The sequence below is a fragment of the Rhodanobacter sp. B04 genome (assembly GCF_002001125.1).
In the GTDB taxonomy this organism is placed as follows: Bacteria; Pseudomonadota; Gammaproteobacteria; order Xanthomonadales; family Rhodanobacteraceae; genus Rhodanobacter.
The window spans coordinates 185,065-212,002 of the sequence record NZ_MUNV01000008.1 but is presented as its reverse complement, the minus strand read 5'-3'; the positions used below and the strand labels follow the sequence as shown (position 1 = coordinate 212,002).

Annotated in this window: 24 protein-coding genes and 1 pseudogene; 14 read left to right on the top strand and 11 right to left on the bottom strand. The window is 65.2% G+C overall.

Annotated features, from left to right (window positions below; translation table 11 throughout):
- The first annotated feature begins 154 nt into the window (after positions 1-154).
- From B0E46_RS07590 to B0E46_RS07570, 5 genes are all read left to right on the top strand, one after another.
- The gene (locus tag B0E46_RS07590; protein WP_077555164.1) at positions 155-781 is read left to right on the top strand and encodes a TetR/AcrR family transcriptional regulator; all 627 of its coding nucleotides are present in this window, start codon (positions 155-157) and stop codon (positions 779-781) included.
- A gap of 76 nt (positions 782-857) precedes the next feature.
- Positions 858-3,245 carry a 3-hydroxyacyl-CoA dehydrogenase/enoyl-CoA hydratase family protein gene (locus B0E46_RS07585; protein WP_077555163.1) on the top strand — a complete coding sequence of 796 codons (2,388 nt, stop codon included), beginning with the start codon at positions 858-860 and terminating at the stop codon, positions 3,243-3,245.
- 151 nt (positions 3,246-3,396) lie between these two features.
- Positions 3,397-4,602 (top strand): acetyl-CoA C-acyltransferase, encoded by a 1,206-nt coding sequence (locus B0E46_RS07580; RefSeq protein WP_077555162.1) that lies wholly within the window; start codon positions 3,397-3,399, stop codon positions 4,600-4,602.
- A 177-nt stretch (positions 4,603-4,779) separates the two neighbouring features.
- The gene (locus tag B0E46_RS07575; protein ID WP_077555161.1) at positions 4,780-5,058 is read left to right on the top strand and encodes a type II toxin-antitoxin system RelE/ParE family toxin; all 279 of its coding nucleotides are present in this window, start codon (positions 4,780-4,782) and stop codon (positions 5,056-5,058) included.
- An 8-nt stretch (positions 5,059-5,066) separates the two neighbouring features.
- Entirely contained in the window at positions 5,067-5,366 is a 300-nt protein-coding gene (locus B0E46_RS07570; RefSeq protein WP_077555160.1) for a HigA family addiction module antitoxin, read from the top strand.
- Positions 5,367-5,449: 83 nt separating this feature from the next.
- Here B0E46_RS07570 and B0E46_RS07565 read toward each other — a convergent pair.
- The 3 genes and pseudogenes from B0E46_RS07565 to B0E46_RS07555 form a co-directional block, all read right to left on the bottom strand.
- A pseudogene (locus tag B0E46_RS07565) lies at positions 5,450-5,686 on the bottom strand (FAD-dependent oxidoreductase); the annotation flags it as partial.
- Between the two features lie 19 nt (positions 5,687-5,705).
- Entirely contained in the window at positions 5,706-6,644 is a 939-nt protein-coding gene (locus tag B0E46_RS07560) for a hypothetical protein (RefSeq protein WP_077555158.1), read from the bottom strand.
- A 429-nt stretch (positions 6,645-7,073) separates the two neighbouring features.
- Entirely contained in the window at positions 7,074-7,892 is an 819-nt protein-coding gene (locus tag B0E46_RS07555; RefSeq protein ID WP_077555232.1) for an ATP-binding cassette domain-containing protein, read from the bottom strand.
- Positions 7,893-8,189: 297 nt separating this feature from the next.
- On the opposite strand from B0E46_RS07555, the gene B0E46_RS07550 reads away from it, so the two are divergent.
- Positions 8,190-9,593, top strand: a complete 1,404-nt coding sequence (locus B0E46_RS07550) for an MDR family MFS transporter (protein WP_254425086.1) — start codon at positions 8,190-8,192, stop codon at positions 9,591-9,593.
- A 55-nt stretch (positions 9,594-9,648) separates the two neighbouring features.
- Here the strand turns inward: B0E46_RS07550 and B0E46_RS07545 are convergent, their stop codons facing one another.
- A complete protein-coding gene (locus tag B0E46_RS07545) occupies positions 9,649-10,755 on the bottom strand; it encodes a hypothetical protein (protein ID WP_254425082.1) in 1,107 nt (368 codons plus the stop codon).
- A gap of 377 nt (positions 10,756-11,132) precedes the next feature.
- Here B0E46_RS07545 and B0E46_RS07540 point away from each other — a divergent pair, with 377 nt between their 5' ends.
- Positions 11,133-12,662, top strand: coding sequence for an SDR family oxidoreductase (locus B0E46_RS07540; RefSeq protein WP_139350467.1), 1,530 nt, complete (start codon positions 11,133-11,135; stop codon positions 12,660-12,662).
- Positions 12,663-12,696: 34 nt separating this feature from the next.
- Here the strand turns inward: B0E46_RS07540 and B0E46_RS07535 are convergent, their stop codons facing one another.
- Together B0E46_RS07535 and B0E46_RS07530 are read right to left on the bottom strand one after the other, a co-directional pair.
- A complete protein-coding gene (locus B0E46_RS07535) occupies positions 12,697-14,355 on the bottom strand; it encodes a M28 family peptidase (protein WP_077555155.1) in 1,659 nt (552 codons plus the stop codon).
- A gap of 199 nt (positions 14,356-14,554) precedes the next feature.
- Complete coding sequence (locus tag B0E46_RS07530; RefSeq protein ID WP_254425081.1) at positions 14,555-15,619, bottom strand: hypothetical protein; 1,065 nt, start codon at positions 15,617-15,619, stop codon at positions 14,555-14,557.
- Positions 15,620-15,965: 346 nt separating this feature from the next.
- Here B0E46_RS07530 and B0E46_RS07525 point away from each other — a divergent pair, with 346 nt between their 5' ends.
- A complete protein-coding gene (locus B0E46_RS07525) occupies positions 15,966-16,667 on the top strand; it encodes a pirin family protein (protein ID WP_077555154.1) in 702 nt (233 codons plus the stop codon).
- A 30-nt stretch (positions 16,668-16,697) separates the two neighbouring features.
- On the opposite strand, the gene B0E46_RS07520 is transcribed toward B0E46_RS07525, so the two are convergent.
- Positions 16,698-17,336, bottom strand: a complete 639-nt coding sequence (locus tag B0E46_RS07520) for a trimeric intracellular cation channel family protein (RefSeq protein ID WP_077555229.1) — start codon at positions 17,334-17,336, stop codon at positions 16,698-16,700.
- A 217-nt stretch (positions 17,337-17,553) separates the two neighbouring features.
- Between B0E46_RS07520 and B0E46_RS07515 the strand changes: the two genes are divergently transcribed.
- The gene (locus tag B0E46_RS07515) at positions 17,554-18,555 is read left to right on the top strand and encodes an NAD(P)H-quinone oxidoreductase (RefSeq protein WP_077555153.1); all 1,002 of its coding nucleotides are present in this window, start codon (positions 17,554-17,556) and stop codon (positions 18,553-18,555) included.
- A gap of 6 nt (positions 18,556-18,561) precedes the next feature.
- On the opposite strand, the gene B0E46_RS07510 is transcribed toward B0E46_RS07515, so the two are convergent.
- Positions 18,562-19,308: a hypothetical protein gene (locus B0E46_RS07510; RefSeq protein WP_139350459.1), complete on the bottom strand. Its 747-nt coding sequence runs from the start codon at positions 19,306-19,308 to the stop codon at positions 18,562-18,564.
- A gap of 53 nt (positions 19,309-19,361) precedes the next feature.
- Here B0E46_RS07510 and ada point away from each other — a divergent pair, with 53 nt between their 5' ends.
- The 5 genes from ada to B0E46_RS07485 all read left to right on the top strand — a co-directional run bounded on the left by ada (position 19,362) and on the right by B0E46_RS07485 (position 24,595).
- Complete coding sequence (ada, locus tag B0E46_RS07505; protein WP_077555151.1) at positions 19,362-20,441, top strand: bifunctional DNA-binding transcriptional regulator/O6-methylguanine-DNA methyltransferase Ada; 1,080 nt, start codon at positions 19,362-19,364, stop codon at positions 20,439-20,441.
- Positions 20,438-21,175, top strand: coding sequence for a 2OG-Fe(II) oxygenase (locus B0E46_RS07500; RefSeq protein ID WP_077555150.1), 738 nt, complete (start codon positions 20,438-20,440; stop codon positions 21,173-21,175). Before ada ends, B0E46_RS07500 begins: the two co-directional genes overlap by 4 nt.
- On the top strand, positions 21,172-21,831 hold the full coding sequence (gene alkB / locus B0E46_RS07495) for a DNA oxidative demethylase AlkB (RefSeq protein ID WP_254425080.1): 660 nt from the start codon (positions 21,172-21,174) through the stop codon (positions 21,829-21,831). Before B0E46_RS07500 ends, alkB begins: the two co-directional genes overlap by 4 nt.
- An 87-nt stretch (positions 21,832-21,918) precedes the next feature.
- Positions 21,919-22,848: an MBL fold metallo-hydrolase gene (locus tag B0E46_RS07490; protein ID WP_077555148.1), complete on the top strand. Its 930-nt coding sequence runs from the start codon at positions 21,919-21,921 to the stop codon at positions 22,846-22,848.
- A gap of 136 nt (positions 22,849-22,984) precedes the next feature.
- Positions 22,985-24,595, top strand: a complete 1,611-nt coding sequence (locus B0E46_RS07485) for a tryptophan halogenase family protein (RefSeq protein ID WP_077555228.1) — start codon at positions 22,985-22,987, stop codon at positions 24,593-24,595.
- 186 nt (positions 24,596-24,781) lie between these two features.
- On the opposite strand, the gene B0E46_RS07480 is transcribed toward B0E46_RS07485, so the two are convergent.
- Genes B0E46_RS07480 through B0E46_RS07470 form a run of 3 tightly spaced genes read right to left on the bottom strand, consistent with a single transcriptional unit; the run spans position 24,782 to position 26,860 of the window.
- A complete protein-coding gene (locus B0E46_RS07480; protein ID WP_077555147.1) occupies positions 24,782-25,225 on the bottom strand; it encodes a GNAT family N-acetyltransferase in 444 nt (147 codons plus the stop codon).
- 1 nt (position 25,226) lies between these two features.
- On the bottom strand, positions 25,227-25,571 hold the full coding sequence (locus B0E46_RS07475; protein ID WP_077555146.1) for a tRNA-binding protein: 345 nt from the start codon (positions 25,569-25,571) through the stop codon (positions 25,227-25,229).
- A complete protein-coding gene (locus B0E46_RS07470; RefSeq protein WP_077555145.1) occupies positions 25,568-26,860 on the bottom strand; it encodes an FAD-binding oxidoreductase in 1,293 nt (430 codons plus the stop codon). The genes B0E46_RS07475 and B0E46_RS07470 overlap by 4 nt, the downstream gene beginning before the upstream one ends.
- Between the last annotated feature and the right edge of the window lie 78 nt (positions 26,861-26,938).

Here is a 26,938-nt window from a genome sequence, read left to right as displayed (position 1 = left end):
ACCTGACAAAGATTGCGGATTTAGCTCACGAAAGTTTGACAGATTCTACCTCATACGCAAAGACACTGCCGTTTGCAACAAACGATCGTTTGACGACCGTCGAGCTCTCCGCGTATGCTCAAACGATCGTTTGAACCAGCCCGATGACCGACGCATGACCCTGCTCGTGAACAGTTCCGGCTCGACCAAGGATCGGATACTCGGCGCCGCCGAGCTCCTGTTCGCCCAACGCGGCTTCGATGGCGCGTCGCTGCGCCAGCTGACCGCCGCCGCCGGGGTCAACCTGGCCGCCGTCAACTATCACTTCGGCTCCAAGGAGAAACTGGTCGAGGAAGTGTTCCGCCGCCGCCTGGATGCGCTGAACGCCCGCCGCCTGGAAGCCCTGGCGAAGATCGCCGGCGCCCCCGAGACCACCCTGGAAGACGTGCTGGCCGCCTATATCCGCCCGGCGCTGGACCTGTCGCACGAGGACAGCGGCTCGCTGTTCATGCGCGTGCTGGCACGCGCCTTTGCCGAACACGACGACACTCTGCGCCAGTTCCTGTCCGAAAACTACGGCCACGTGATGCGCCAGTTCACCGCCGAATTCGCCCGCCTGCTGCCGCAGCTGAGCCGGCAGGAGCTGTACTGGCGCATCGACCTGGTCACCGGCGCGCTGACCCATGCCATGTCCGGCTTCGGCATGATCCAGCGCAAGCACGACGTCAGCGAGCTCGCCCATCGCGAGCAGACCGCCCAGCACCTGATCCGCTTCAGTGTCGCCGGCCTGAGCCACCCCTAGTTTCGTGTCACCGGCCGGCAACGGCCGTGCTGTTCCATTCCATCCAAAGTTTCGTGTTCGTACCTCGGAGAAGCCAATGACCGCTGCATCCTCAACTCAATCAGCGCTACGCATCCGCAAGGCTGCCGTGCTGGGCGCCGGCGTCATGGGCGCGCAGATCGCCGCGCACCTGACCAACGCCGGCGTCGAAACCGTGCTGTTCGACCTGCCCGCGAAGGACGGCCCGAAGAGCGGCATCGCGCTCCAGGCCATCGCCAACCTCGCCAAGCTCTCGCCTGCCCCGCTGGCCGACAAGAACCTCGCCGCCGCGATCATCCCGGCGAACTACGACGAGGACATGGCGCATCTGAAGGATGTCGACCTGGTGATCGAGGCGATCGCCGAGCGGATGGACTGGAAGCTGGATTTGTACAAGAAGATCGCGCCGCACCTGTCGGCGACCGCGATCCTTGCCTCCAACACCTCGGGCCTGTCGATCAACGGCCTCGCCGAGGCGCTGCCGGAAGAAATGCGCCACCGCTTCACCGGCGTGCATTTCTTCAACCCGCCGCGCTACATGCACCTGGTCGAGCTGATCCCGACCAAGCTCACCGACCCGGCCGTGATCGAAGGCCTCGAAGCCTTCCTGGTCACCACCGTCGGCAAGGGCGTGGTGATCGCCAAGGACACCCCGAACTTCATCGGCAACCGCATCGGCGTGTTCTCGATGCTGTCGGCGATGTACCACACCGACCAGTTCAAGCTCGGCTTCGACACCGTCGACGCCTTGACCGGCCCGGCGCTGGGCCGTCCGAAGAGCGCCACCTACCGCACCGCCGACGTGGTCGGCCTGGACACCATGGCGCACGTGATCAAGACCATGGCCGACACCTTGCCGGACGACCCGTGGCACCAGTACTTCAAGGCGCCGGCGTGGCTGCAGGGCCTGATCGACCAGGGTGCGCTGGGCCAGAAGACCGGCGCCGGCTTCTACAAGAAAGCGGGCAAGGACATCGTGGTGCTCGACCCGGCGGCCAAGGATTACCGCGCCTCCGAGCAGAAGCCGTCCGACGAAGTCGCCGCGATCCTGGCGATCAAGGATCCGGCCGAGAAGTTCGGCAAGCTGCGCGCCTCCGGCGACCCGCAGGCGCAGTTCCTGTGGGCGAGCTTCCGTGACCTGTTCCACTACACCGCCTACCACCTGGCCGACATCGCCGACACCGCGCGCGACGTGGATTTCGCGATCCGCTGGGGCTACGGCTGGAAGCTCGGCCCGTTCGAGACCTGGCAGGCCGCCGGCTGGCAGCAGATCGCCGGCTGGATCAACGAAGACATCGCTGCCGGCAAGGCGATGAGCAAGGCGCCCCTGCCGGCGTGGGTCACCGATGGCCGTAACGGCGTGCATGGCAAGGATGGCTCGTACTCGGCCAGCGCGCATGCCGACAAGCCGCGTTCGCAGCATCCGGTGTACAAGCGCCAGCTGTTCCCCGATCCGCTGATCGGCGAGAAGTTCGACCAGGGCACCACGCTGTGGGAGAACGAGGGCGTGCGCCTGTGGACGCTGGGCGACGACGGCATCGGCATCCTCTCGTTCAAGACCAAGATGAACACGGTCAACGACTTCGTGCTCGACGGCGTGCAGCACGCGATCAAGCTGGCCGAGGAAAAGCTCAAGGCCGTGGTGATCTGGCAGACCGGCGAGCCGTTCTCCGCCGGTGCGGATCTCAAGGGCGCACTCGGCCTGCTCAAGGAAGGCAGGATCGCCGACTTCGAGAAGATGGTGGAGAACTTCCAGCGCACCAGCATGGCGATCAAGTACTCGCTGGTGCCGGTGGTGTCCGCCGTGCGCGGCATGGCGTTCGGCGGCGGCTGCGAGTTCCAGATGCATTCGGCACGCACCGTGGCGGCGCTGGAAAGCTACATCGGCCTGGTCGAGGCCGGCGTCGGCCTGCTGCCGGCCGGTGGCGGCCTGCATGAACTGGCAGTGCGCGCCGCCAAAGCGAACCCGGGCGACCCGTTCGAGGAACTGAAGAAGGTGTTCGAGACCGTGGCGATGGCCAAGGTCTCCGCCAGCGCCTTCGAAGCGAAGAACCTGGGCCTGCTGCGCGACAGCGACGTGGTGGTGTTCAACGCCTACGAGCTGCTCTACGTGGCCAAGCAGGTGGCGAACGCCCTGGCCGAGAGCGGCTACCGTCCGCCGCTGCCGGCGCGTGCGATTCCGGTCGCCGGCGACGTCGGCACCGCCACGTTCAAGGCCTCGCTGGCCAACCTGCAGGCCGGCTACTTCGCCTCCGAGCACGACGTGGACATCGCCACGCGCATCGCCGACACCTTGTGCGGCGGTGTGATCGAGCGTGGCTCGACGGTCGACGAGGAATGGCTGCTGGCGCTGGAGCGCAAGCACTTCGTGGAGCTGGCGCAGACCGAGAAAACCCAGGCCCGCATCGCCCACACCATGACCACCGGCAAACCGCTGCGCAATTGAAGGCTCGCCCTCAAAAGCCGTCATCCCAGCGAAAGCTGGGATCCAGCGACTCCGAACCATCCTCAAGGCACTGGGTTCCGGCTTTCGCCGGAACGACGATCAAACAACACATGCGTCGCCGCGAACCGCGCGACGCAACGGAGCAAACATCATGACCAAGCAAGTGCAAGACGCCTACATCGTCGCCGCCACCCGCACCCCGGTCGGCAAGGCGCCGCGCGGCGTGTTCCGCAACACCCGTCCGGACGACATGCTCGCCCACGTGATCCGCAGCGTGATGGCGCAATACCCCGGCATCGACCCGCACCGCATCGGCGACGCCATCATCGGCTGCGCCATGCCCGAGGCCGAGCAAGGCATGAACGTGGCGCGCATCGGCGTGCTGCTGGCCGGCCTGCCCGACACCGTGCCCGGCGTCACCATCAACCGCTTCTGCTCGTCCGGCCTGCAGGCCGTGGCGATGGCGGCCGACCGCATCCGCCTCGGCGAGGACGACCTGATGCTCGCCGGCGGCACCGAGAGCATGAGCATGGTGCCAATGATGGGCCACAAGATCGCGATGAACCCTGCGATCTTCAGCAACGAACACATCGGCATCGCCTACGGCATGGGCATCACCGCCGAGAACGTGGCCAAGCAGTGGAAGGTCAGCCGCGAACAGCAGGACGCGTTCGCGGTGGAAAGCCATCGCCGCGCGCTGGCCGCCCAGGCGGCCGGCGAGTTCAACGACGAGATCAGCCCGTTCGCGCTGGACGATCATTACCCCAACCTCGCCACGCGCGGCATCGTCACCGACAGCCGCAGCATCAGCGCCGACGAAGGCCCGCGCGCCGGCACCACGCTCGAAGTGCTCAGCAAGCTCAAGACCGTATTCCGCAACCAGCAGTTCGGCGGCAGCGTCACCGCCGGCAACTCCTCGCAGATGTCCGACGGCGCCGGCGCCGTGCTGCTCGCCAGCGAAAAGGCGATCAAGGAATACAACCTGCAGCCGCTGGCCCGCTTCGTCGGCTTCTCCGTCGCCGGCGTGCGCCCGGAGATCATGGGCATCGGCCCGAAGGAAGCGATCCCCAAAGCCCTCAAGCAGACCGGCATCACCCAGGATCAGCTGGACTGGATCGAACTCAACGAAGCGTTCGCCGCCCAGGCCCTCGCCGTGATGGGCGACCTCAAGCTCGACCCGAGCAAGGTCAACCCGCTCGGCGGCGCCATCGCGCTGGGCCATCCGCTCGGCGCCACCGGCGCGGTGCGCATCGCCACGCTGGTGCACGGCATGCGTCGCAGGAAGCAGAAGTACGGCATGGTGACGATGTGCATCGGCACGGGCATGGGTGCGGCGGGGATTTTCGAGGCGCTCTAAATCTCGTCATCCCGGCGAACCCCACAAAAGGGGGGCGAGGGCCGGAATCGCTTCACCAACAGCAAAGCCAACCTCAAGGCGAAACAACAACGGCGGCGCAGCAATGCGGCGCCGTTGCTCGTTACGGCCTGCTGCAACCTCTTTGACGTATTACGCTGAACGTAATACTCTCGCCCCATGATACGGAGCTTCCACTGCAAGGATACGCAGGCGTTGTTCGAGGGCGGCGATCCGCGGCGATTCCGCGCCATCAAGGACGCGGCCATCCGCAAACTGTCCCAACTCGACGCCGCGCATACGCTGGAGTTCCTACGCTCGCCGCCGGGCAACCAGTTGGAAGTGCTGAAACACGATCGCGCCGGCCAATACAGCATCCGCGTCAATCGGCAGTGGCGCGTGTGTTTCGTCTGGACAGCAGCCGGCCCGGAATACGTCGAAATTGTGGACTACCACTGAGAACCGCCATGAATCCACCTGTCAATCGGATGCGTCCCGTCCACCCCGGCGAAATTCTGCGCGAGGACTATCTAGCGCCGCTGGACATAAGTGCCAACGCACTGGCCGTCGCGCTCAGCGTACCGGCCACACGCATCCACGAAATCGTCAACGAGCGGCGCGGCATCAGCGCCGACACTGCCGAACGCCTGGCCCGCTACTTCGGCGGCGACGCCGTGTCATGGCTGAACCTGCAGGCCATGTACGACCTCAAGACGCTGCCCACTCGTAAGGAGATCATGCGCCGGGTGGAGCCACGGGCAGCGTAGGCTTCTTAATTTCCTCCGTCCCCTTACCACCGTACCACCGTGTCCCCTTACCACCGTCCCCTTACCAGCGAGCGGGCCTCGTCCATGAGGACAGTGACATTGCGCTGTTCGCGCAGGATATGACGCAGCGGCGCCGCGATATCCGGCCCCGACAATCCGGCGGTGGCCACCTGATACAGCAACGGCTGGAACAGATGATGGTTGGTGCGATCCACCAGGGTGATGCGCACCGGTGCCGAACGCAGCGCCCGCGTCGCCCACAGGCCACCGAAGCCGCCACCGAGCATCACCACATGCGGCCTCGCTTGCGCCGTGCTCATCCCACCCGCACCGGATTCGTCAGACTCCCGAGCTGTAACCCGGTATCGGCAGGAAATACCGCGCCCAGTTCTTGAACTCGACCGGCAGGTCGCCGGGGGTCAACAGCCACCAGTTGGGCCATGCCACGCAGGTGGCGCACTGGTCGCTCACCGCGTTGATCATGGTTTGCGTCAGGCCTGGGCCGCCCAGCGGGAACAACCCTCTTTTCGCCTTCAGCTGAGAGGCGGCGATCAGGTAGTACGGCGGTCCGCCGGCCGGCAGGCGATCCGGGCTGTTGTAGACGGTATCGACGACCAGCCAGCCCGCGTGATCGGCCCTGTCGACAAGGATCGTGCTCTTCGCACGTTTCAGGTCGAACCACATGATGTCGGTCTTGTTCCCGAAACTGGGGACGTTGCAGGTGGCATCGGTGAAATTGCCGTCGGGGCCCTTGCTGAAGGAGTGGTTGGTGAACTTCAGCGCCTGGATCGTGCCGAAGTCATGCGTCACGGTCCGCACGTTGCCCGTCCAGGCCACGTCGAAGGTGGACGATCCCGGCAACGTCACGAAGGTCTTGTCGGTGGACGCATTGACCACCTCGGTGTCCTTGAAGCCGAGGATGTGCCAGGCGAGCTGCCGCGCCACCGTGTTGAAGATGCCGCAGTTGCACGACTTGGCGTGGTTGGTGCCGTCCAGCAAGGGGATGCCGCCGGTGCCTGCGCCGGGAATGGCGGGAGGTTTGCCTGGCGCAATCGGGCCGCTGTGGCTGGTCGAACCGTTGTTGCCTGCCGTGTCGATCCAGACCCAGTTGTTGGCCCGCGCATAGCGCCACAGGTTGGCGTTGAGGTTGTGCCAGAGGGTCGTCTTGTTGGCGATGCCGGCCAGCCCGTGGCCCGGCATGTTGACGATATGGTCGGCGGGCTTGCCGTTCCACCCGTAGGCGGCCAGCAATGTGTCGATGACCTGCTGTGTCGGCATATCCAACTCCCTGTCTGTTCAGTGAAAACAGGGATCAGAGTCGATTTTCCTGGAACTGCACCCTGATCCATCCCCGTTCATGTGCGAAGCAGCAACCGCCGGGTCCGTGCGTCGGCCTGTGCAGCCAGAGTGCAGTCTGCGCTTTGCCACAGGCTGCAGCGGCGACACCTATGTTGGTCGCTGCGATCACCCTGCCATGCATGGTTCCCGCTCCCCTCGAAACCTTTGCCAGAATACTGCAGCGCGATCATGCCGATGCAATCAGTGCCGATGCAATCAGTCTTGCATGTCCTCGGGCCAAGGCAGGTCTGGTTGGCCCGGACGTGCCGGCACGCATCGAGCAGCCCCGGTTCACCCCCATTGGCAAGCTAGGAACGAGGGCCATTTATCGCCTGCCCAACGCACCGCGGCAAACGCCTGCGCCGGCACTCAGCCCAACGTCGCCGCGTAGTAATCGCCATGCCGGCTGACCCGCACCGGCATGCCGAACGTGCTGGACAGCGCGGCATCGGTAAGGGTTTCGGCCTTGCTGCCCTGCTGCAGCATCTGGCCATCGCGCAGCAGTACCACATGGTCGATCTCCGGCAGGATTTCCTCGACGTGATGGGTGACCAGCAGCAGCGTGGTGCCGGTGCATGCCAGTTCGCGCAGGCTTTCCAGGAAGTGCCGGCGGCTGGCCATGTCCAGCCCGGCACAGGGCTCGTCCAACAGCAGCGCGCGCGGACGATGCACCAATGCACGTGCGATCAGCACGCGCCGCGCCTCGCCGGTGGACAGGCTGGCCATGGGGCGGCCCACCAGATGCATTGCATCGACGTGGGCCAGCGCCTCGCGTGCACGTTCGCGCATGGCGTCCGTGACGTGGTGACTTCGTGCCACGCCGCGGGCGGCAAAGAACCCCGACACCACGGCATCGAAGACTTCCACCGGCGTGTCGCTGGTGTAGTCCAGTTGCACGGCCGGCGACACGATGCCGAGCAGGCTGCGCAGCTCCGACACCGGCCAGCGGTCGCGGCCGAAGATGCGCACAGCGCCGCTGCCGTCGCTGCATGCGAGTGGATAAAGCTGGCGCGCGACCAGTTTCACCAGCGTCGACTTGCCCGAGCCATTGGCGCCCAGGATGGCGGTGTGCTGACGCGCGGCAATGCGCAGGCTCAGCCGGTCGAGCACCAGCCGATCGCCCTGCATGACGCTGGCCTGGTCGATCTCCAGCAAGGCAACATCGGGGTTGGAGGAAGGGAGCGTCATGTCGGTCTGCATGACCGCAACCTTGCCTGCAGTCGCCGCGAACGGCAACACGACGCCCGGCGAGTGCGGCGCGAACGACGGAACAACGCAGGCGTGACCTCCTGCCCTTGCTGTCCGCTGGATAGAAGCGAATAATTCGCATGTTGCAATGCACAACCCCGCGCATTGCTGCCCACAGCACCCGTACTTCGGCCGGTCAGACGGGTGTCGGAAGGGGTGCGTGTTCCAGGAAACTGCTTCGTGAGCTTGTCGAACATCGAGGAAACGGCGGACGCAACGGCCCTACCCCAGCCAGCGTTGCCCCAACCGGCATTTCCCGACTACCGCGTGACCTCCCTGATCGTGGCCTGCGCCATTTTCATGGAACAGCTGGACGCCACCGTACTGGCCACCGCGCTGCCTGCCATGGCGCGCGATTTCCACGTCACGGCGCCGGCGATGAGCATCGCGATGACCATCTACCTGCTGGCGCTGGCGATCCTGATCCCGGTCAGCGGCGCGGTGGCCGACCGCTACGGCAGCAAGCGGGTGTATGGCGCCGCGATCGGCGTGTTCGTGTTCGGCTCGATCCTGTGCTCGCTGGCCCACAGCCTGCCGACGATGGTGGCTGCACGCCTGCTGCAGGGGGCGGGCGGCGCGATGATGGCGCCGATCGGCCGCTTGATCCTGCTGAGCACGGTGGAACGGCGCAACCTGGTATCGGCGATGTCGTGGAGCCTGGTGCCCGCGTTTCTCGGTCCGATGATCGGGCCACCGCTGGGCGGCTTCATCGTCACCTACCTGGACTGGCGCTGGATCTTCTACATCAATGTGCCGATCGGCCTGCTCGGCTTCTGGCTGGTGCGCCGGTTCATTCCGGAGATTCCGCGTGCGGCGCAGCCGGCACGCTTCGACCTGCGCGGCTTTGCGCTGTGCGGAATCGGCCTGGGTTGCCTGCTGTTCGGCTTCGAGCAGATCGGGCAGAACGCCGACCTGGGCCACGCATTGGCCTTGCTGGCCGTGGGCAGCGCGGCCTGCCTCGGGTATCTGTGGCACGCGAAGCATCGCGCGGCTCCGCTGCTGGATCTGTCCCTGCTGAAGATCGACTCGTTCCGGTTGTCGGTGATCTCGGGCTCGCTGATGCGGGTGACCCAGGGCGCGCAGCCCTTCCTGCTGCCGCTGATGTTCCAGATCGGCTTCGGCCTGTCCGCGCTGCGCAGTGGCCAGCTGATCCTGGCCACGTCGCTGGGCGCGGTACTGACGCGCACCGTGACGCCGCGCATCCTGCGCCGGGTCGGTTTTCGCCGCGGGATGCTGTTCAACGGCATCCTGGCCAGCCTGGGCTATGCGGTGTGCGCGTTGTTCCGGCCTGACTGGCCGTTTGCGGTGATGTTCGGCCTGCTGATGTGCTGCGGCGCCTTCATGTCGTTCCAGTTTGCGGCCTACAACACGGTGGCGTACGAGGCCGTGCCGGCGGCGCGCATGAGTTCAGCCAACGGCTTCTACACCACCCTGCAGCAACTGATGCTCTCGGTGGGCGTGTGCAGCGGCGCGCTGATCCTCAAGCTCAGCATGGCCGCGGGCCAGCACAGCGAACCGCAGTTGCACGATTTCTCGCTCGCCTTCCTGATCGTCACCGCGATCTCGCTGAGTTCGACGTACTGGCATTTCGGGTTTGCGCATGACGCCGGGCATGAGTTGAGCGGGCATCGAAGAAGCTAGCCCAGGCATATCCAATCGCCGTGTCGTTTCGAACACGGCGACGTATGACCGGGCCTCAGCCATGCTTGGCCGTCTTCTGCCTGGCAGGCCATGGCGCGACCCGCCAGCAGGCCTCGTAGTAGTCCTTGATGGCGTCCCTGGCCGGATAGAGCTTGATGGCAAAGCCGTCGCGGAAGGCGCTGGTGCGGCCACCGACCCAGGCACCGATGGTTTGCGCGGAGAGCAGGTCCACCAGTTCGGTCGGCGGATACGGCCGGGTTATCACGACCGCACCATCCACGACGCTGGCACCGTCGTGTTGCTCGGTCAGCACCTCCTGCTGGTTGACCTCGAAATACGATCTCGTCGCACGCGACACGATCTCCCTCGCGCGCGTCTTGCCCACAAAGTCGTACGCGGTGAGCGTCACGTTGCCCGGCCGGCATTGCAGCACGAGCCGATGGCTGCCGGAACGGTCGTCCTGGTCGAGTTCCAGCGATGGCATCGGGGGCAGCAGCACGGTTTTCGCGGTGAGTGGGAGCCGGCCATTGTTGGCCAGTCCGCTCGCCGTCATCTGGTCCGCGCTCAGCCAGACCGGGGAGTCGGCCGCTGACGTCAGCATCGCTGCGAGCCTGCCTGGCTCAATACCCATGTCCTTCAGGTACGCATCCAGCTCGCCGGCAGCCGGCTCGGCCAGGGGTGAGCCGGATGATGTCGCCGCCTGGACGTGGTCGCGGGTCAGACCGATGTGATCGTTGCCGGTGGGCGCCCACCGGTAAAGGCCGCCGAAATAGGCATAGGCGCAGGCTCCGGTGCAGAAGGCCGCCTTGATGCCCTGGTATCCGGCACGCCCGGTACGGCGCGGCGTGCCCAGATGCGTCGCCATCGAGCTCGCGCGGAACAACCGCCCGAGCGCCAGTCCGGCGGCCAGATCCCCACTCGGGGAATTCAGGTAGATGTCGGACCCGGCCGGAATCTTGCCCGACCGCACCAGCGCCTCGAACCGTTGCGGTGCATCGGCATCGATCACGCCATACAGGTACACCTGCGGCCGCCCTGCCACCGAGACCGTCATGCGGTCGTCGTTGACCTGGAAGGACAACTGCTCCGTCCGTGCGCCACGATTGGCGCCTGAGCCGAGGCCATGGGCCACGCCCGCCACGGCAATGCCGATGGCCAGCAACAAGCCACACCACGCGACCTGCGGGCGCGATCGGCTCCCGCGGGCCGTGTTTTCGAATTTTCCGTATCGCACCGCTGCTCCCGTCGCTCAAACCATGCAGTCTTATGGCTTTGAGATGTCCTGCATGTGAACACGATCCCGTGGCCTGCCCCGACCCGGCAAACCCGTCGCAGGCTGGCCCGGCACTGCTGCGGCAACCGTGGAGATGACGCGAAACTGCGAAGACTGCCAGAAAACAGGCAAAATACGCAGTTCGCGATGTGCATCCCCTGTCCACGACATGAACTGGATGTGCACCAACGCCTCTATCTACGACGGACTCCGACTTGACCACCACGACGGCACACCCGCCCTTGCCCGACGACGCGGATGCGACCATGCTCGCCCGTCTGCGCGCTGCAGCCGAGCTGCTGGAATCGGTCGCCGCCGACCGGCAATTGCTCGATCGGCTGCCGGCGGCTGATCGCCAGCGCCTGCATCAGGCGGTAGCGCAGATGTACCACCCCGATCCGGGTGCGCGCCGGATCAAGCTGAAGGCGGCCGAGAAGGCTCGGCATGCGTCCAAGATCCAGGCCGAGGACGCGGTGCTCAACCGCACCGGCATCCGCGAGCTGCGCCGCCGGCCGGTGTTCACCACGCCGAATGTGCATGCGCCGCTGGGTTTCGAGCCGCACGACATCCACCCCGAGGCCGACGCCGCGCAGCCGCGCGAATCGATCGAGCCGAAGCACTGCTATGTGTGCAAGCAGAAGTATTCGACGATCCATTTCTTCTACGACCAGCTGTGCCCGAGCTGCGCCGCGTTCAACTACGCCAAGCGCACCGAGCTGACCGACCTGCGCGGGCGCGTCGCGCTGCTCACGGGCGGCCGGGTCAAGATCGGTTACCAGGCCGGCCTGAAGCTGTTGCGCGCCGGTGCGGAACTGATCGTCACCACGCGCTTTCCGCGCGACTCGGCGGCGCGCTATGCGCAGGAGCCGGACTTCGCCGAATGGGGCCATCGCCTGCAGGTGTACGGACTCGACCTGCGCCATACGCCGAGCGTCGAGGCGTTCTGCCAGGAGCTGGTCGCCACGCGACCGCGGCTGGATTTCATCATCAACAACGCCTGCCAGACCGTGCGCCGGCCGCCGGATTTCTACGCGCACATGATGGAAGGCGAGACCGCCGCGCTGCACGACATGCCGGCACACGTGCGCAGGCTGGTCGGCCACTACGAGGGCTTGCGCAGCTCGCACATCCTGCCGGAAGCCGATCCGTCGGCGCTGACACTCGCAAGCCGTGACTCGCAGGTGCCCGGCCTGACCCGTGCCGCCGAGCTGTCGCAGCTGCCGCTGCTGCCGGAAGAATTGCTCGCACAAAGCCACCTGTTCCCCGAAGGCCGGCTCGATCAGGATCTGCAGCAGGTCGACCTGCGCGAGCGCAATTCATGGCGGCTGCTGATGGCCGAGGTGCCGTCGGTGGAATTGCTGGAGGTGCAGCTGGTCAACGCGATCGCGCCGTTCATCATCAACGCGCGGCTGAAGCCGCTGATGCTGCGCACGCCCGAACGCGACAAGCACATCGTCAACGTGTCGGCGATGGAAGGCCAGTTCTACCGCAACTTCAAGACCACGCGGCATCCGCACACCAACATGGCCAAGGCCGCGCTGAACATGATGACGCGCACCTCGGCCACCGATTACCACAACGACGGCATCCACATGAACAGCGTCGACACCGGCTGGGTGACCGACGAAGATCCGGCGGCACTGGCCGCGCGCAAGGTCGCCGAGGAGCGCTTCCACCCGCCGCTGGATATCGTCGATGGCGCCGCGCGCATCGTCGATCCGATCATCAGCGGCATCAACACGGGCACGCATGTGTGGGGACAGTTCCTGAAGGACTATCGACCCACCGACTGGTGAGCCCGAGCGACGCCACTGTCATCCGTCAACCGGATCACTTCGCTTCCGTGCCCGGGCGCGTGAAATCGCTGTCCGGGTTCCAGCGCGGGAACGGGGTGTCCCCCTTGGCGAGCTTGCTGCCGACCATGTAGAGCAACCGCAGGTCCTGCACCATGCCGCTGAGGTCCCAGTTCGGATCGAAAACGTCGCTGGGCTGGTGATAGCAGTTCGCGATGTAGTCGTCGTAGGCTTTGCGGCCCGCGGGCACGCCACCGTGGAGCAGGTCCAGGCCCGAGCGTGCATACAGCACCGGCACGCCGGCCTTGGCGAAATTGAACTGCTCCGAGCGGGCGAAGAAACCCCTGGTCGGCACCTTGTCCGGCGTCAAGGCGCGCCCCTGCGTCCGCGCTGCTTCGACGAGATATCCGTCGAGCTGCGACTGGCCGTAGCCGATGACCGCGATATCGTGGCTGGGCCCGATGACCGTCAACGCATCCACATCGATATCGGCCACGGTCAGATCCAGCGGCACCAGCGGATGGTTGACGTAATAGTGCGAGCCAAGCAGGCCCGACTCCTCCATCGTCAGCGCCAGGAACAGGATGGTGCGCGACGGCTTGGGCTTGCGATGCGCAAACGCCTCGGCGATCTTCAACAGGCCAGCCACGCCCGACGCATTCTCCACGGCACCGTGATAGATCTTGCTGCCGTCCTTGCCGAGATGGTCCCAGTGCGTGGAATAGATGATCGTGTCGTAAGGACGCGTGCTGCCGGGCAACTCGCCGACCACGTTGTTCGACTGGCCATGGCTGATCGTGCTGTCGATCGCCACGCTGGCCTTGGCGTCGAGTTCGACGGGTTTGAAGCCGCGCCTGTCGGCGGCTTGCTTCAGCGCATCGAAATCGGCACCGGCATCGGCAAACAGTTTTTCCGCGGCGGCGGTCGTCAGCCAGCCGGCGATCGGCAGGTGTGGCGTGAGATCCTCGCCGGTCGGCAGGCTGAACTGCGGTCCACTCCAGCCGGTTTGCACCACATTCCACGGATAGCCCGCCGCTGCCGTGTCATGCACGATGAAGGCCGCTGCAGCTCCACGGCGCGCGGCCGCCTCGAACTTGCTGGCCCAGTGGCCGTACCAGGTCAGCTCGCGCCCCTTGAACAGCATCGGATCCTCGCTGCTCCAGCCGGGATCGTTGACCAGCATCACGACGGTCTTGCCCTTGAAATCCAGCCCCGCGTAATCGTTCCACTGCTGGTCGGGTTCGTCGACACCGTAGCCGACGAAGACGATCGGCGAGTCCTTGATCTCGGCATGTGCTTGGTTCGCCGGCGAGCCGACCACCATGTCGCTGCCGAAGGCCAGCTCGGATTTGCCCTTGCCGCCATCGATCGCCAGCTTTGCCTGATCGGCATGCTGCAGCGTGGCTTGCACATACGGCACGGCCTGCAGCCAGCTGCCGTGATTGGCGGGTTGCAGGCCGATACGCTGGAATTGCCGGATCAGGTAATCGGTGGTGCGCTGCTCGCCCCGACTCCCTGGAGCACGCCCTTCGAACGCAGCGGAGGCCAGCACCTTAACGTGTTCGTTTACATCCGCTTCCGTGATGCCGGGCGAGAACGTCGCCTCGGAATAGCTGCCGCTTCTGCCGTCGGCCGAATGCTGATGGCAGGCCACCAGCAACAGGCTGATGGCTATGGTCGACAACAAGCGATACACAAGCGCTCCCCCGAGTGTTGAGGGAGCGAATGTACTCAGGTGTCTCCATCAGCCGCAACAGGCATCGCGCAATCGCGAAAACTTGCGGCTCGCAGGCCGATTGCGGCAATGCGATTTGCACGCCCGACTGAGTGAACCTCAATCCCTGCGCAGGCCGGCGCGACATGGGTGGAACGACATCGCCCCCGCAGCAACTTGCTCAACCGGTGACTGAAAATGCCGGCATGGCATCGACTGCGCGTGAACGGCTGCGCCCGCGACGCCAGCCATCCACGAACGTACGCAGCTTGCCGCCCACGACAGCAACCACCGGATACGCCGCCAGTCGTATCGCAGGGAAAGTCCCCGGCGACATGGCCAGACCGATCTGATGTTCGGCCCGCATCCTTGCCGCCTTTGCGGCAAACCAGGCCTTGGGGCCGGCCAACAGCACGCCCGAGTCGGACTCCGCCTGCCGCGAACTCTCGATCGTACGGCGCAGGTGGGCAAGATGGATGTCGCTGAAAGCCTGGGCCAGCGCACCGACCGTGAAAGGCGATGCGACGAATTCGTCCAGCAAACTGCCCAGCATCGCCGCTGCGCGCAGCGCGATCTGGCGATTGGTGCGTTCCACGTGCGAGGTGCCCACGGCCAGCCGATAGGCGCCCTCGATGGCCTCCACCAGGGCCTGGAACTCTGCCTGGTTGAGCGGGCGGCGGTCCAGAGGCACGCGGCGGCGCTCGATCAGCCAAGCCTGGTCGACCGCGGCAAGCGCATGCGAGCGATGAGCCGCGCGGTGGCGAGCGTCTTCCAGCGGCAGGCCATTCTCGGTGACCAGCTCCACGGTCAAGGCTTCCTGCGTCAGCGGCTCCACTCGTGCTGCGCCGCTGGGGTCGTACCAGCGGCGATACTCCAGCGTGGCTGCACGGAACATGCCTCTCGGTGGACGCACCGTGGCGCGCGCCTCGGCGGCATAGTCGAGCGTGGGGGCGATCGGGCGAAGACCTGCCGCACGCGCGGCCAGCACGCGGCCAAACAGGATTTCGGCGATGACCAGGTGCCGGTGATAAGCCGAGTGCCGCTCGTTCTCGCCAGGTGCCGTGAAGTAGACGAAGCGGAACAGGGACGCGCGAGCCACTTTGGCGGAATGCCCATTACCGGGCTGGATGCCCCGTCGCCCGATCAATGGGGCACGGTGCGCATTGGGCAGATTTCCCAGCATCAGGTCGATGGCGGGAATCGAAACAATGACGGGTCTGGCCGGTACGGCCTCTTGCACGCTCATATCAACTGCTACTTGCACACTGCAACCTTCATCGCCGGTGCGACCGTAGCGCCCATCTCCACAAGCGCCGCATGTCGCGCGGGTACACCCATACCACCCATGCTGGATGGCCTCACCGTCACATTGGCATATTGCGTGCCATGAAAATGTGCGCTGCCCCGCAGTATCCAAGACTCGGCTGTGGCTGTCTCGACCCGTGCCTCTCGCAATACCGGAATGCGTGGCGCGCACCCAAGGGTTCGATCCGGCAACAGTCCGTTCCATTCTGGCCTCTGTGCTCGCCGCTGCACTGGCCGTATCGTGGTGTCCTGACCATATGGCAGCGCACGCTACCGGAGCCACGACCATGATTGAACGCAGACCCTTCGCCAGCCTGGGTGGAGCCGACCACGGCTGGCTGAACGCGAAACACCATTTCTCGTTTGCCGGTTACCGCGACCCGCAGCGGATGGGCTGGGGCGCGCTGCGGGTATGGAACGACGACACGATTGCCGCGCAGACGGGGTTTCCGCCGCACCCGCATGCGGACATGGAGATCATCACCTATGTCCGTGAAGGCGCGATCAGCCACAAAGACAACCTCGGCAATGCAGGTCGCACCGAGGCCGGCGACGTGCAGGTGATGAGTGCCGGCAGCGGCATCACCCATGCCGAGTACAACCTCGAAGACGAAACCACCCGGATCTTCCAGATCTGGATCATCCCCGATGCGCACGGCCAGCCGCCGGCATGGGGTGCCCGACCGTTTCCGAAGGGCGAGCGTTCGGGCCGCTTCGTGGCGCTGGCCAGCGGCTTCAAGGAGGATGCCGAGGCGCTGCCCCTGCGTGCCGACGCGCGCGTGCTCGGCGCCACCCTCAAGGCGGGCGAAGTCACCGAATATGCCCTGGCCCAGGGCCGCTACGCTTATCTGGTCCCAGCCACCGGCCGGGTGGAAATCAACGGTGTGGCACTCGACGCCCGCGATGGCGCAGCCATCCGCGACGAGACCGTGTTGCGCGTGAAGGCGCTGGAAGATGCCGAGCTGGTGCTGGTCGATACGGTGGCGTGATCCAGGGCATTCACTGGAACGGACCCGTACCTATGGACGGAAATCCTGATCCGGTTTCTCCGCATAACGTGCCACCGGCAGATGCCATTGATGGCGGATGGCCATGTAGCGCAGGCCAAAGCAAAGTCCCGCACCGGCCAAGGTGGTGGCCATCGGCGGCAGTTGCAGCAGACTGCCCAGGACCACCACGGCCGCACCGGCCAGCGCGGCCACGGCATACAGGTCGGCACGCAGCACGGTGGGAATCTGCGACACCAGCACGTCGCGCAGCATGCCGCCGCCGATGCCGGTGAGCATGCCCAGCAACGCTGCCATTGCCGGGTTGAGCCCGTAGGCCAGTGCCTTCTGTGCGCCAGCCACGGCGAACAACGCGAGGCCGGCCGCATCGGACAACTGCACCGGATTGCGCAGCCGTTCGATCGTTTCGTACCGATAGAAAGTGATCACCCCGGCCAGCACCGACACTCCGAGATAGCGCCAGTCGGCAATGGCTGACGGTGGCGTGGCGCCGATCAGCACGTCGCGGGTGATGCCACCGGCATTGCCGGCCGCAAACGACAACACCAGTACGCCAAACAGGTCCAGCCGGCGACGTACCGCGGTCAACGCACCACTGAGCGCGAATACGAAGGTGCCGACCAGGTCGAGCACCAGCAGCAACGTGTGCATCATGGACGTCGTTTCCGCGCTGAGGCAGCAGCCTGTTTATCGCCAGCGCACCCATTGGTCAACCATCGCGCGCAATGCGGCATACCCAGGTCGCGGATCGGGGCGTTTCCAGCACATTCGGGTCGATGCTGTGCATCGTCCGCTGCTTGATATCGGCCGTATTGGCGCCAGAGTTACCGTCACCTCCATACGACAGCGAAGCCGCGCCATGCCCTCCATGCAAGCCATCGAGATCGCCCGTCCCGGCAGCCCGGACGTATTGCAGCCGACGCAACGGCCGATCCCGCAACCCGGCGCGGGCGAAGTGCTGATCAAGGTGGCTGCCGCCGGGGTAAACCGACCGGATGTGTTCCAGCGACAGGGCAACTATGCTCCGCCGCCCGGGGCATCGGATCTGCCAGGCTTGGAAGTGGCCGGCACCCTTGTCGAAGGTGACCTGGCCGGCGACAACCCGTTTAGCCTCAAGCGCGGCGACGCCGTGTGTGCCCTGCTCGCCGGCGGCGGCTATGCCGAGTACGCCGTGGCCCCGCTGGCGCAATGCCTGCCGATGCCGACGGGATTCTCGATGATCGAGGCGGCGGCGCTGCCGGAAAATTACTTCACCGTGTGGAGCAACGTGTTCGAACGTGGCCAGCTCGGCCACGGTGAAGGCGGCCCCCGCGAAACCCTGCTAGTGCAAGGCGGCTCCAGCGGTATCGGCGTGACCGCGATCCAGCTGGCGCATGCACTCGGACATCGCGTGTTCGCCACCGCAGGCAGTGCGGAGAAGTGCGCTGCCTGCGAGAAGCTCGGCGCCGAGCGTGCGATCAACTATCGCGAGGAGGATTTCGTTACGGTGGTGAAACAGGCCACCGACGGCCGCGGCGTCGACGTGATCCTCGACATGGTTGCCGGCGACTACATCCCGCGCGAACTCGATACGCTGGCCGAAGGCGGCCGGCTGGTCGTGATCGCCACCCTGGGCGGCAGCAAGGCAAGCATCGACGCCGCGACGATCATGCGCCGCCGGCTCACGCTGACCGGATCAACCTTGCGTGGCCGCCCGGTCGCGTTCAAGCGTGCACTGGCACGCCAGCTGCACGACAAGGTCTGGCCACTGCTTGAAGCGGGCCGGCTGCGCCCGGTGATCCATCAGGTGTTTCCTGCCGCCGAGGCTGCCAAGGCCCATACGCTGATGGAAAGCAGCGTGCACATCGGCAAGCTGATGCTGCGCTGGTGATGCAGCCTACTTTCCGATCAGGCCCTGACTCTGCAAGTCCCAGACGAAATTCATCACCACGTCGCCGACGACGTGATGAAACGCATCCGCTGTCGTCGTCGGCGTGGCGCCGGCAGGGCCGTTGATCTTGCCGAAAGTGGTGTGGATCGCGTGCTTGTAGATTGCCTGGTAGGCAGTGCCGCCGGGATGGCGGTAGGCCATCGTGAATTCATAGTTGTCATCGATCATCGAACCGGTACTGCCCAGCGTCAGGCCGGTATGGAAGCCACGGTGACGGGCATCCTCCAGGTCGCTGCTGTCGTTGGCTGTGACAGTGATCTGCGCTGCCGCATTGGTGCCGGTGGCCGGCGAAAATACGCCGCTGGCCGTCAGTGCCTGTTCGAGCTGCCGCTGCAGTTCGGCGTCGACGGCAGGCGTCGGCTTGCCGTTGGTCTGGAATCGAGCCGTTACCTGCACCGGAATCGGCTGGGCCAGCGGATGTATCGCATCCGAGGTGGCCTGGTGGTACTGCGGATCGACATAGGCCTTGGTGGCAATCGTGCACGCCGAGAGCGACGCCATGGCCACCGGTGCAATCAACATCTTCAGAATCGTCTTCATGAACTTCCCCGGGCCGTGGATACGAGGGACCGCCATGTCCGTCATGGTAAACGGAATGACGTGCAAAAGCCGCGTCCTGTGCGCGATGGCCCGCTCCCCCGGCCGACGCCCAGTCTGAACGAATTCGAGCGCAAGACCCGGAGTGTCGCCCATGCCATCCATCGCTAGATTGACTGCCACGCGTTAATCTCCCGGGAGGATCAGCCATGAAAGCATCCGAGAAAAACATCCGGCGGGCGGCGGCCACGCTCAACGATCCGCGCTGGATCGCGGTGCAGGCCCATGACGCGAGCGCAGACGGCGCCTTCTATTATTCGGTGCGCACCACCGGTGTGTATTGCCGCCCGTCCTGCGCCGCGCGTCCGGCACGGCCGGAGAATGTGGCATTCCACGCGAATGCCGCCGAAGCGGAGCGTGCCGGGTTCCGTCCCTGCAAGCGCTGCCGCCCCGATCAGCCGTCACTGGGCGAGCAACACGCCATGCTGGTGACGGTGGCCTGTCGATCGATCGAAAGTGCCGAGACACTGCCCACGCTCGAACAGCTGGCGAAGCCCAGCGGCCTGAGCCCGTTCCATTTCCATCGCATATTCAAGGCCGTCACCGGGCTGACACCGAAGCAATACGCGCAGGCACAGCGCGCACGCCGGGTGCGTCGCGAGCTGGGCCGCAGCGACAGCGTGACCACGGCCATTTTCGATGCCGGCTACAACGCCAGCAGCCGCTTCTACGAAACAGCCGACCAAGTGCTCGGCATGACGCCTTCCAGTTACCGCGCAGGCGGCATCGACCACGACATCCGCTTCGCGGTCGGCGAATGCTCGCTGGGTGCGATCCTGGTCGCGCAAAGCGTGCGTGGCGTCTGTGCGATCCTGCTGGGCGACGATCCTGATGCACTGGCCCGCGACCTGCAGGATCGCTTCCCGAAGGCCAACCTGATCGGCGGCGACCACGCGTTCGAGCAACTGGTGGCGCAGGTGGTCGGCTTCGTCGAGGTACCGGCCATCGGTCTCCAGTTGCCGCTGGATGTCCGCGGCACCGCGTTCCAGCAGCGCGTATGGCAGGCCTTGCGCGAGATTCCGGCAGGCAGCACGGCAAGCTACAGCGAGGTAGCCGCGCGCATCGGCTCGCCGCGTGCAGTGCGTGCAGTCGCCCAGGCCTGTGCGGCGAATGCGCTTGCGGTGGCGATCCCCTGTCATCGGGTGGTGCGCAACGACGGTGGCTTGTCCGGTTACCGCTGGGGGGTGGAGCGCAAGCGTGCACTGCTGGAGCGCGAGGCAGCACGATGAATGCGGTGCGGTGCGCCACGCCCGATTCCGATGCCAATGCACGCTTGCAGGTCTTCGACTGGGCCAGCATCGCCAGCGAACTCGATGCACAAGGTTGCGCGGTACTCGAGGCCCTGCTGTCGCCGCAGGAGTGCCAGGCCTTGGCCAGTCTGTATGCCAGGGAGTCGTGCTTCCGCAGCCGTATCGTGATGGGCAGGCATGGCTTCGGTCGCGGCGAATACCAGTATTTTCGCTATCCCTTGCCTACGGCCGTAGCCGATCTGCGCACGGCGCTCTATCCGCGACTGGTGCCGATCGCGAATCGCTGGAACGCAGCGATGGGACTTGCCGTGGATTACCCCGACGCGCACGCCGCCTTCATCCAACGTTGCCATGCCGCCGGGCAGCAGCGCCCTACTCCCTTGCTGCTGAAATACGGCACAGGCGACTACAACTGCCTGCATCAGGATCTGTACGGTGAACATGCATTTCCGTTGCAGGTGGCGCTCCTGTTGTCCGAGCCGGAGCGCGATTTCAGCGGCGGCGAATTCGTGCTTACCGAGCAACGCCCGCGCATGCAGTCGCAGCCGATGGTGGTACCGTTGCGCCAGGGCGATGCCGTGGTCTTCGCCGTGCATCACCGTCCGGTCCAAGGCGCGCGCGGCATTTATCGGGTGAATCTGCGTCATGGCGTGAGTCGCGTGCGTGCAGGCCGGCGGCACACCCTCGGCATCGTTTTCCACGACGCCACATGATGGACATGGCGGACCTGTTCGGCCATGTCGTCAGTCCTGTGCGCCGGGACGAACCGCTGTGCGATGGCGCGGTGGTGCTGCGCGGATTTGCACTGGCCGACGAAGTTGCGCTGCTGCAGGCGCTGAACACGGTAGTCGCACAGGCACCTTTTCGTCATCTGATCACGCCTGGCGGGTTCCGCATGTCGGTAGGCATGACCAACACAGGGCCGCTGGGCTGGGTCAGCGACCGTCGTGGCTATCGCTACGACCCGGTCGACCCGCTCAGCGGCAACCCCTGGCCGGGATTGCCGGACACGTTCCTGCAGCTGGCTACGGGCGCCGCCGCACGAGCCGGATATGTCGGCTTCATGCCGGATGCCTGCCTGATCAACCGCTACGAGCCGGGTACGCGGCTGAGCCTGCATCAGGATCGCGACGAGCTCGATCTCGCACAACCGATCGTGTCGGTTTCACTGGGCATGCCGGCCGTGTTCCTGTTCGGCGGCATGCTGCGTACGGATGCGCAGGTCCGCGTGCCATTGGCACATGGCGACGTGGTGGTCTGGGGTGGTCCGGCGCGGTTGCGCTACCACGGTGTGATGCCGCTCAAGCCTGGGTATCACGAAGCGCTCGGCGGAGTCCGCATCAACCTGACGTTCCGCAAGGCGGGATAGGACGGGCCAGGCCGGGCGACCAAGGAGCAAATGCTTCTCCCTGCGCGACTTGCTAACCTCGTCTAACAGACTCATCGCGAGGCAGGCATGGCCATCCACGGCATCCATACCATCGACACCGGTTTCGTCCGGCCACGGTTCGATGCGGCGTACCTGATCGTCGAGAACGGCCGTGGCGCATTCATCGACTGCGGCACCAACCATTCCGTGCCACGCATGCTGGCTGCACTGGTGGATGCCGGGATCACCGCTGCCGATGTGGACTGGCTGATCCTTACCCATGTACATCTGGATCATGCCGGCGGCGCGGGCGAGCTGATCGCGCGGTTGCCGAATGCCCAACTGCTCGTGCATCCACGCGGCGCGCGACACATGATCGATCCTTCGGTGCTGTGGGCCGGCGCCAGTGCGGTATATGGCGAGGCCGTAATGGAACAGGAATATGGACGGCTGCGACCGGTGGCCGCCGAGCGCGTGGTCGAGGCTCAGGATGGGTACATCGCAAGCCTGGCCGGGCGGCCCCTGCACTGCCTCGACACCCCCGGTCACGCCAAGCACCACATCGCGATCCACGACAAGCAGGCGGATGTGTGCTTCACCGGCGACGTCTTTGGCCTTTCCTATCGCGAATTCGATACCGCGAAGGGGCCGTTCATCCTGCCCACCACCTCGCCGGTGCAGTTCGATCCGGAAGAGCTACATGCCTCCATCGATCGCCTGCTCGCCCTGCAACCCGTGGCCATGTACCCCACCCACTTCGGTCGTATCGAGGACATCACCCGGCTGGCTGTCGACCTGCACGTGCAGATCGACGCCATGGTGGCGCTTGCGCTGGAGGCGGACGCTGGCCCCGACAGGCACGCCAGACTGGTCGATGGCCTCACCGGGTTGTATGCCGCACGTGCCCATGCGCACGGCTGGAACCAGGGGCATGTGGTACTGGAGCAACTGCTGCACATGGACATCGAGCTGAATGCGCAGGGGCTGGAAGTCTGGCTGGATCGCATCGCTCGTTGAATCGCCGCGCCAGTCGCGACAACACCAGCCATCGCAGCCAGTGCCTGATCAGCGGGGACACCGGCACCGGCTATTGACCACGATCCCGAAATGGATTCCTCTTGGGCACCGCCTCGACAAGTCAGTGACCTGCGCCATGCCAGACACCGCCGCACCATTCAACGAGCCTGTTGCCGCACACCGATCCGGCACGCGGATCGAAGCCGATCCGCCGGTGCGCCGGATCGTCGTGGTCGGTGGTGGCACCGCCGGCTGGATGACGGCACTGACCCTGGCCAACTCGGGCTATGGATCCAGGCTCGAAGTCACCGTGATCGAGTCGCCGCAAGTCGCCACGATCGGCGTCGGCGAGGGTTCGACACCGTTCCTGCGCCGCTTCTTCGAGGACCTCGGCATCGAGGAAGCCGAATGGATGCCCGCCTGCAACGCGACCTACAAAAACGGCATCACCTTCGACAAGTGGTCGACACGGCCGGGTTTCGAGAGCTACTTCCACGCGTTTGCGTCGATGCTCGACAACCTGACCATGACGCAATTCATCAACAACGTGCACTCGCGCCTGAACCATGCCGACGTGCACGCACACCCAGACCGATTCTTCATCGCCAGCCGTCTGGCGCGCGACTGCCGGGCACCCAAGCCGGCGCACAGCTTCCCGTTCGACATCTGGCATGGCTACCACTTCGATGCCACCCTGCTTGGCGCCTTTCTGCTCAGGAAGGCGCTGGAGCGTGGCGTGCGCCATGTCGCGCGCCACGTGAACGAAGTGATCCTGAAGGACAATGGCGATATCGGTTCCCTGCGCCTCGATGGCGACGAGATGCTGGATGCCGACTTCTTCATCGACTGCACCGGCTTTGCCTCGATGCTGATCGGCAAGGCACTGAAGACATCGTTCGTTCCCTACGCGGAGAACCTGTTCAACAACGCGGCGATTGCGCTGGCAACGCCCATCGACGGGCCGATCATGTCGCAGACCGTCTCCACCGCGCTCAAGAACGGCTGGGCCTGGAAGATTCCGCTGACCAACCGTTACGGCAACGGCTACGTCTACAGCACCGATTACTGCTCGCCCGAGCAGGCCGAGACGGAACTGCGTGCGCATCTCGGCGTGCTGGATGCCGACGTGCCGGCACGCCACCTGAAGATGCGTGTCGGCCGCGTCGCGGAAAGCTGGAACCGCAACTGCCTCGCAGTAGGCCTTGCGCAAGGATTCATCGAGCCCCTGGAGGCCACGACCCTGCTTTTCGTCCAGAGAACCGCTTACATGTTCGTCGCGGCGCTGGAAAAGGGCGACCTCGGTGCCGAGGCGCGGGCAAACTTCAACCAGACGATCAACGTCCAGTTCGAGGGCACCCGCGACTACATCGTCACCCACTACAAGACCAACACGCGCACCGACACCGATTACTGGCGCGCAAACGCAGCCAACACCCACTTGTCGCGCCCGCTCCAGCATTTGCTGACCACCTGGCTGGCCAGCAAGCCGATCATTCCGGGACTGAAAAAAGGTGTCTTCGGCCAAGGCTACCCGACGATGTCCTGGTACAGCCTGCTCGCTGGCGTGGGACTGTTCCCGGATCCGCAGCACATGCGCCCGCCCACGTCCGAAGAGGCACAGCACGATCTCGCCCAGATCGACAACCTGCTCGAACGCAGCGCGATGAATTACCCCGACCAGCGCGAGCTGTTGCAGCGGATTCCGCTCAAGTCGAGGGAACCATCGCTGCAGGTCTATCTCTGGTAGGCAACCGCTTCGGCGGCGAACGCCGCGTGCTCAACCCAACCATGTGCCGTTGGGTAGCGGCCGCTTCAATGCGCTGAGCGCCACGTCATCATCCGTGGGAAGACCGACAAGCAGGAACTGCGGCCGAACGGGCAAGCTGCACCAGCGGATCGACGCGATGGCGACGAAATGAGGAACGCGGCTGACTCACGCATCAAGCAACTTGGCATAGGCATGCTGGGTTTTTCGATGGACATAGCCCAGGCGCCGGTAGAACGGATGCGACTGAAGCCGCGTCACATTGGAGCGCACCGAAACAACGTCGAATCCCTGCTGGCGTGCCCAGTGTTCCGCATCGTTTACCAGCACATGCCCGATACCACGGCCCCTGGCTGCGGCATCTACCACCAGGCCGACGATCTCGACGCGTTCGCCGGATTCAAGCGTGAGCCTGCGCTCGACGGCAATCCAGCCGAGCAAGCTGCCGTCTTCGGCTTGTACAACCATCACATGCTGATGCGGCTGCGGCAGCAGTGCGGCAAGCCGGACAGCCATGGCCTGCGTCTCGGTCGGATAGCCAAGCTCGCCGGCCAATCGTGCGATTTCCGCGGCATCCTCGATACAGGCATGCAGACTGGGCGCATCCGGCATGTCAGGCCAACCGGGTGCCGTTCGGCACCGTGCGTTCGATCGCCGTCAGCACCACACCGGCATCGGTCGGAAACCCGGTAAGCAGGAATTGCGAACGGAACGGTCCGATCTGTTTCTCCGGAAAATTGATCACGCCGACAATCTGCCGACCCAGCAACTGTTCGGCGCTGTACAGTGCTGCGATCTGCGCGCTGGTCTTCTTCTCGCCGTAGGGGCCGAAATCCGCCCAGACCTTCCAGGCCGGCTTGCGCGCCTCCGGGAATGGTTCCACCCGCGTCACCGTACCGGCGACGATCAACACTTTCTCGAAATCGCTCCAGCTGATTTCACCGACCTGTTCGCTCATCCTTCCAGCCTCGTCTTCAACCAGTCATGACCTTGTTGCCACCAGTAACTTGCCTGGGCACCTAGATAACCCAACGGTCGATGTGTGGGGCTCAGTCCGTAGTCCGCAAACTGCTTCCAGCCGTCATCGCCTTCGGCAATCGCCGCCGCGAGCAGTTCGCCAGCGGCGCAGGTCGGTGCCAGGCCATGGCCGCCAAACGCCTGGGCCCACCACAGCCCATCGCCACTGCCGCCAATCTGCGGCATCTGGTGGCGCGCATAACTCATCAGGCCCGACCAGGCGTAGTCGATCTTGATGCCCTGCAGTTGCGGGAACACCCGCAGCAGGTCGCTGCTGAGCAGGCGTTGCACGGCGCGCGGTGAACGATTGCGGATGGAGATGCGTCCACCCCACAGCAGGCGCGTATCCGGCAGCGGCCGGTAATAATCGAACGCAAAGCGGCTGTCGTATATCGCGGCCTGCGTATGCAGGCATGCGTCCATCCGTTCGCGCAGCGGTTCGGTCACCATCACATAGGTGGCAATCGGCAGGATCGCGCGGTCGATCGATCGGCGCAGACCCGCCAGGTAGCCGCCACAGGCCAGTACCACCTGGTCGGCCAACAGCTCACCCTGGTCGGTGCGCAGGCGCCATTGCGTGCCCTCGCGGGCCAGGCCGCGCACACCGCTGTGTTCATGCACGCGCACGCCTTGCGTCGCGGCAGCGGTGGCCAGGCCGATTGCATAGTTGAGCGGATGCAGATGCAGTGCATCGCGTTCGTACAGAGCGTCGTGATAGCGCTCGCTGCGAACAAGCCCGCGCAGTTCATCCTGCGGCAGCCACTGCCAGTCCACGCCGTAATGCCTGGCCAGCAGCTGCTGGCGCCGGCGTAGCACGGCAGGATCGCGGAACCAGTTGGCCCAGATCACCCCTTGATCGACCGCGTCGCAGGCGATCGCATACTTCGCCACGCGCTCTCGAATGCGCTGCACGGCCGCCGTGGTGTGACCGAACAGGGCCTGCGCGCGCGCCTCGCCCAACTGGTCCAGCAACGACTGCTCGCCCAGCGAATAGCCCGCAAACACAAAACCGCCATTGCGGCCGGATGCGCCGAAGCCGATCTGCTCACGCTCCAGCAGCACCACATCGCGCACGCCGCGCTCGGCCAGACCCAGCGCTGTGTTCAGGCCGGCATAACCGCCGCCGACAATGGCCACCCGCGCTGCCTGCCTGCCCTGCAAGGGCGCGTGCGGCTCGTAAGGTGTAGCCGTCGCGCGATAGTAGGAAGACGCATGGTTGGAAGCGAGCATGACGTAGGCGGCATGTCCTGGACGGGGTCGGCAAGTGAGATTACTCGCCCTTGCCGCAGCGGCGATACAAGCGGATGC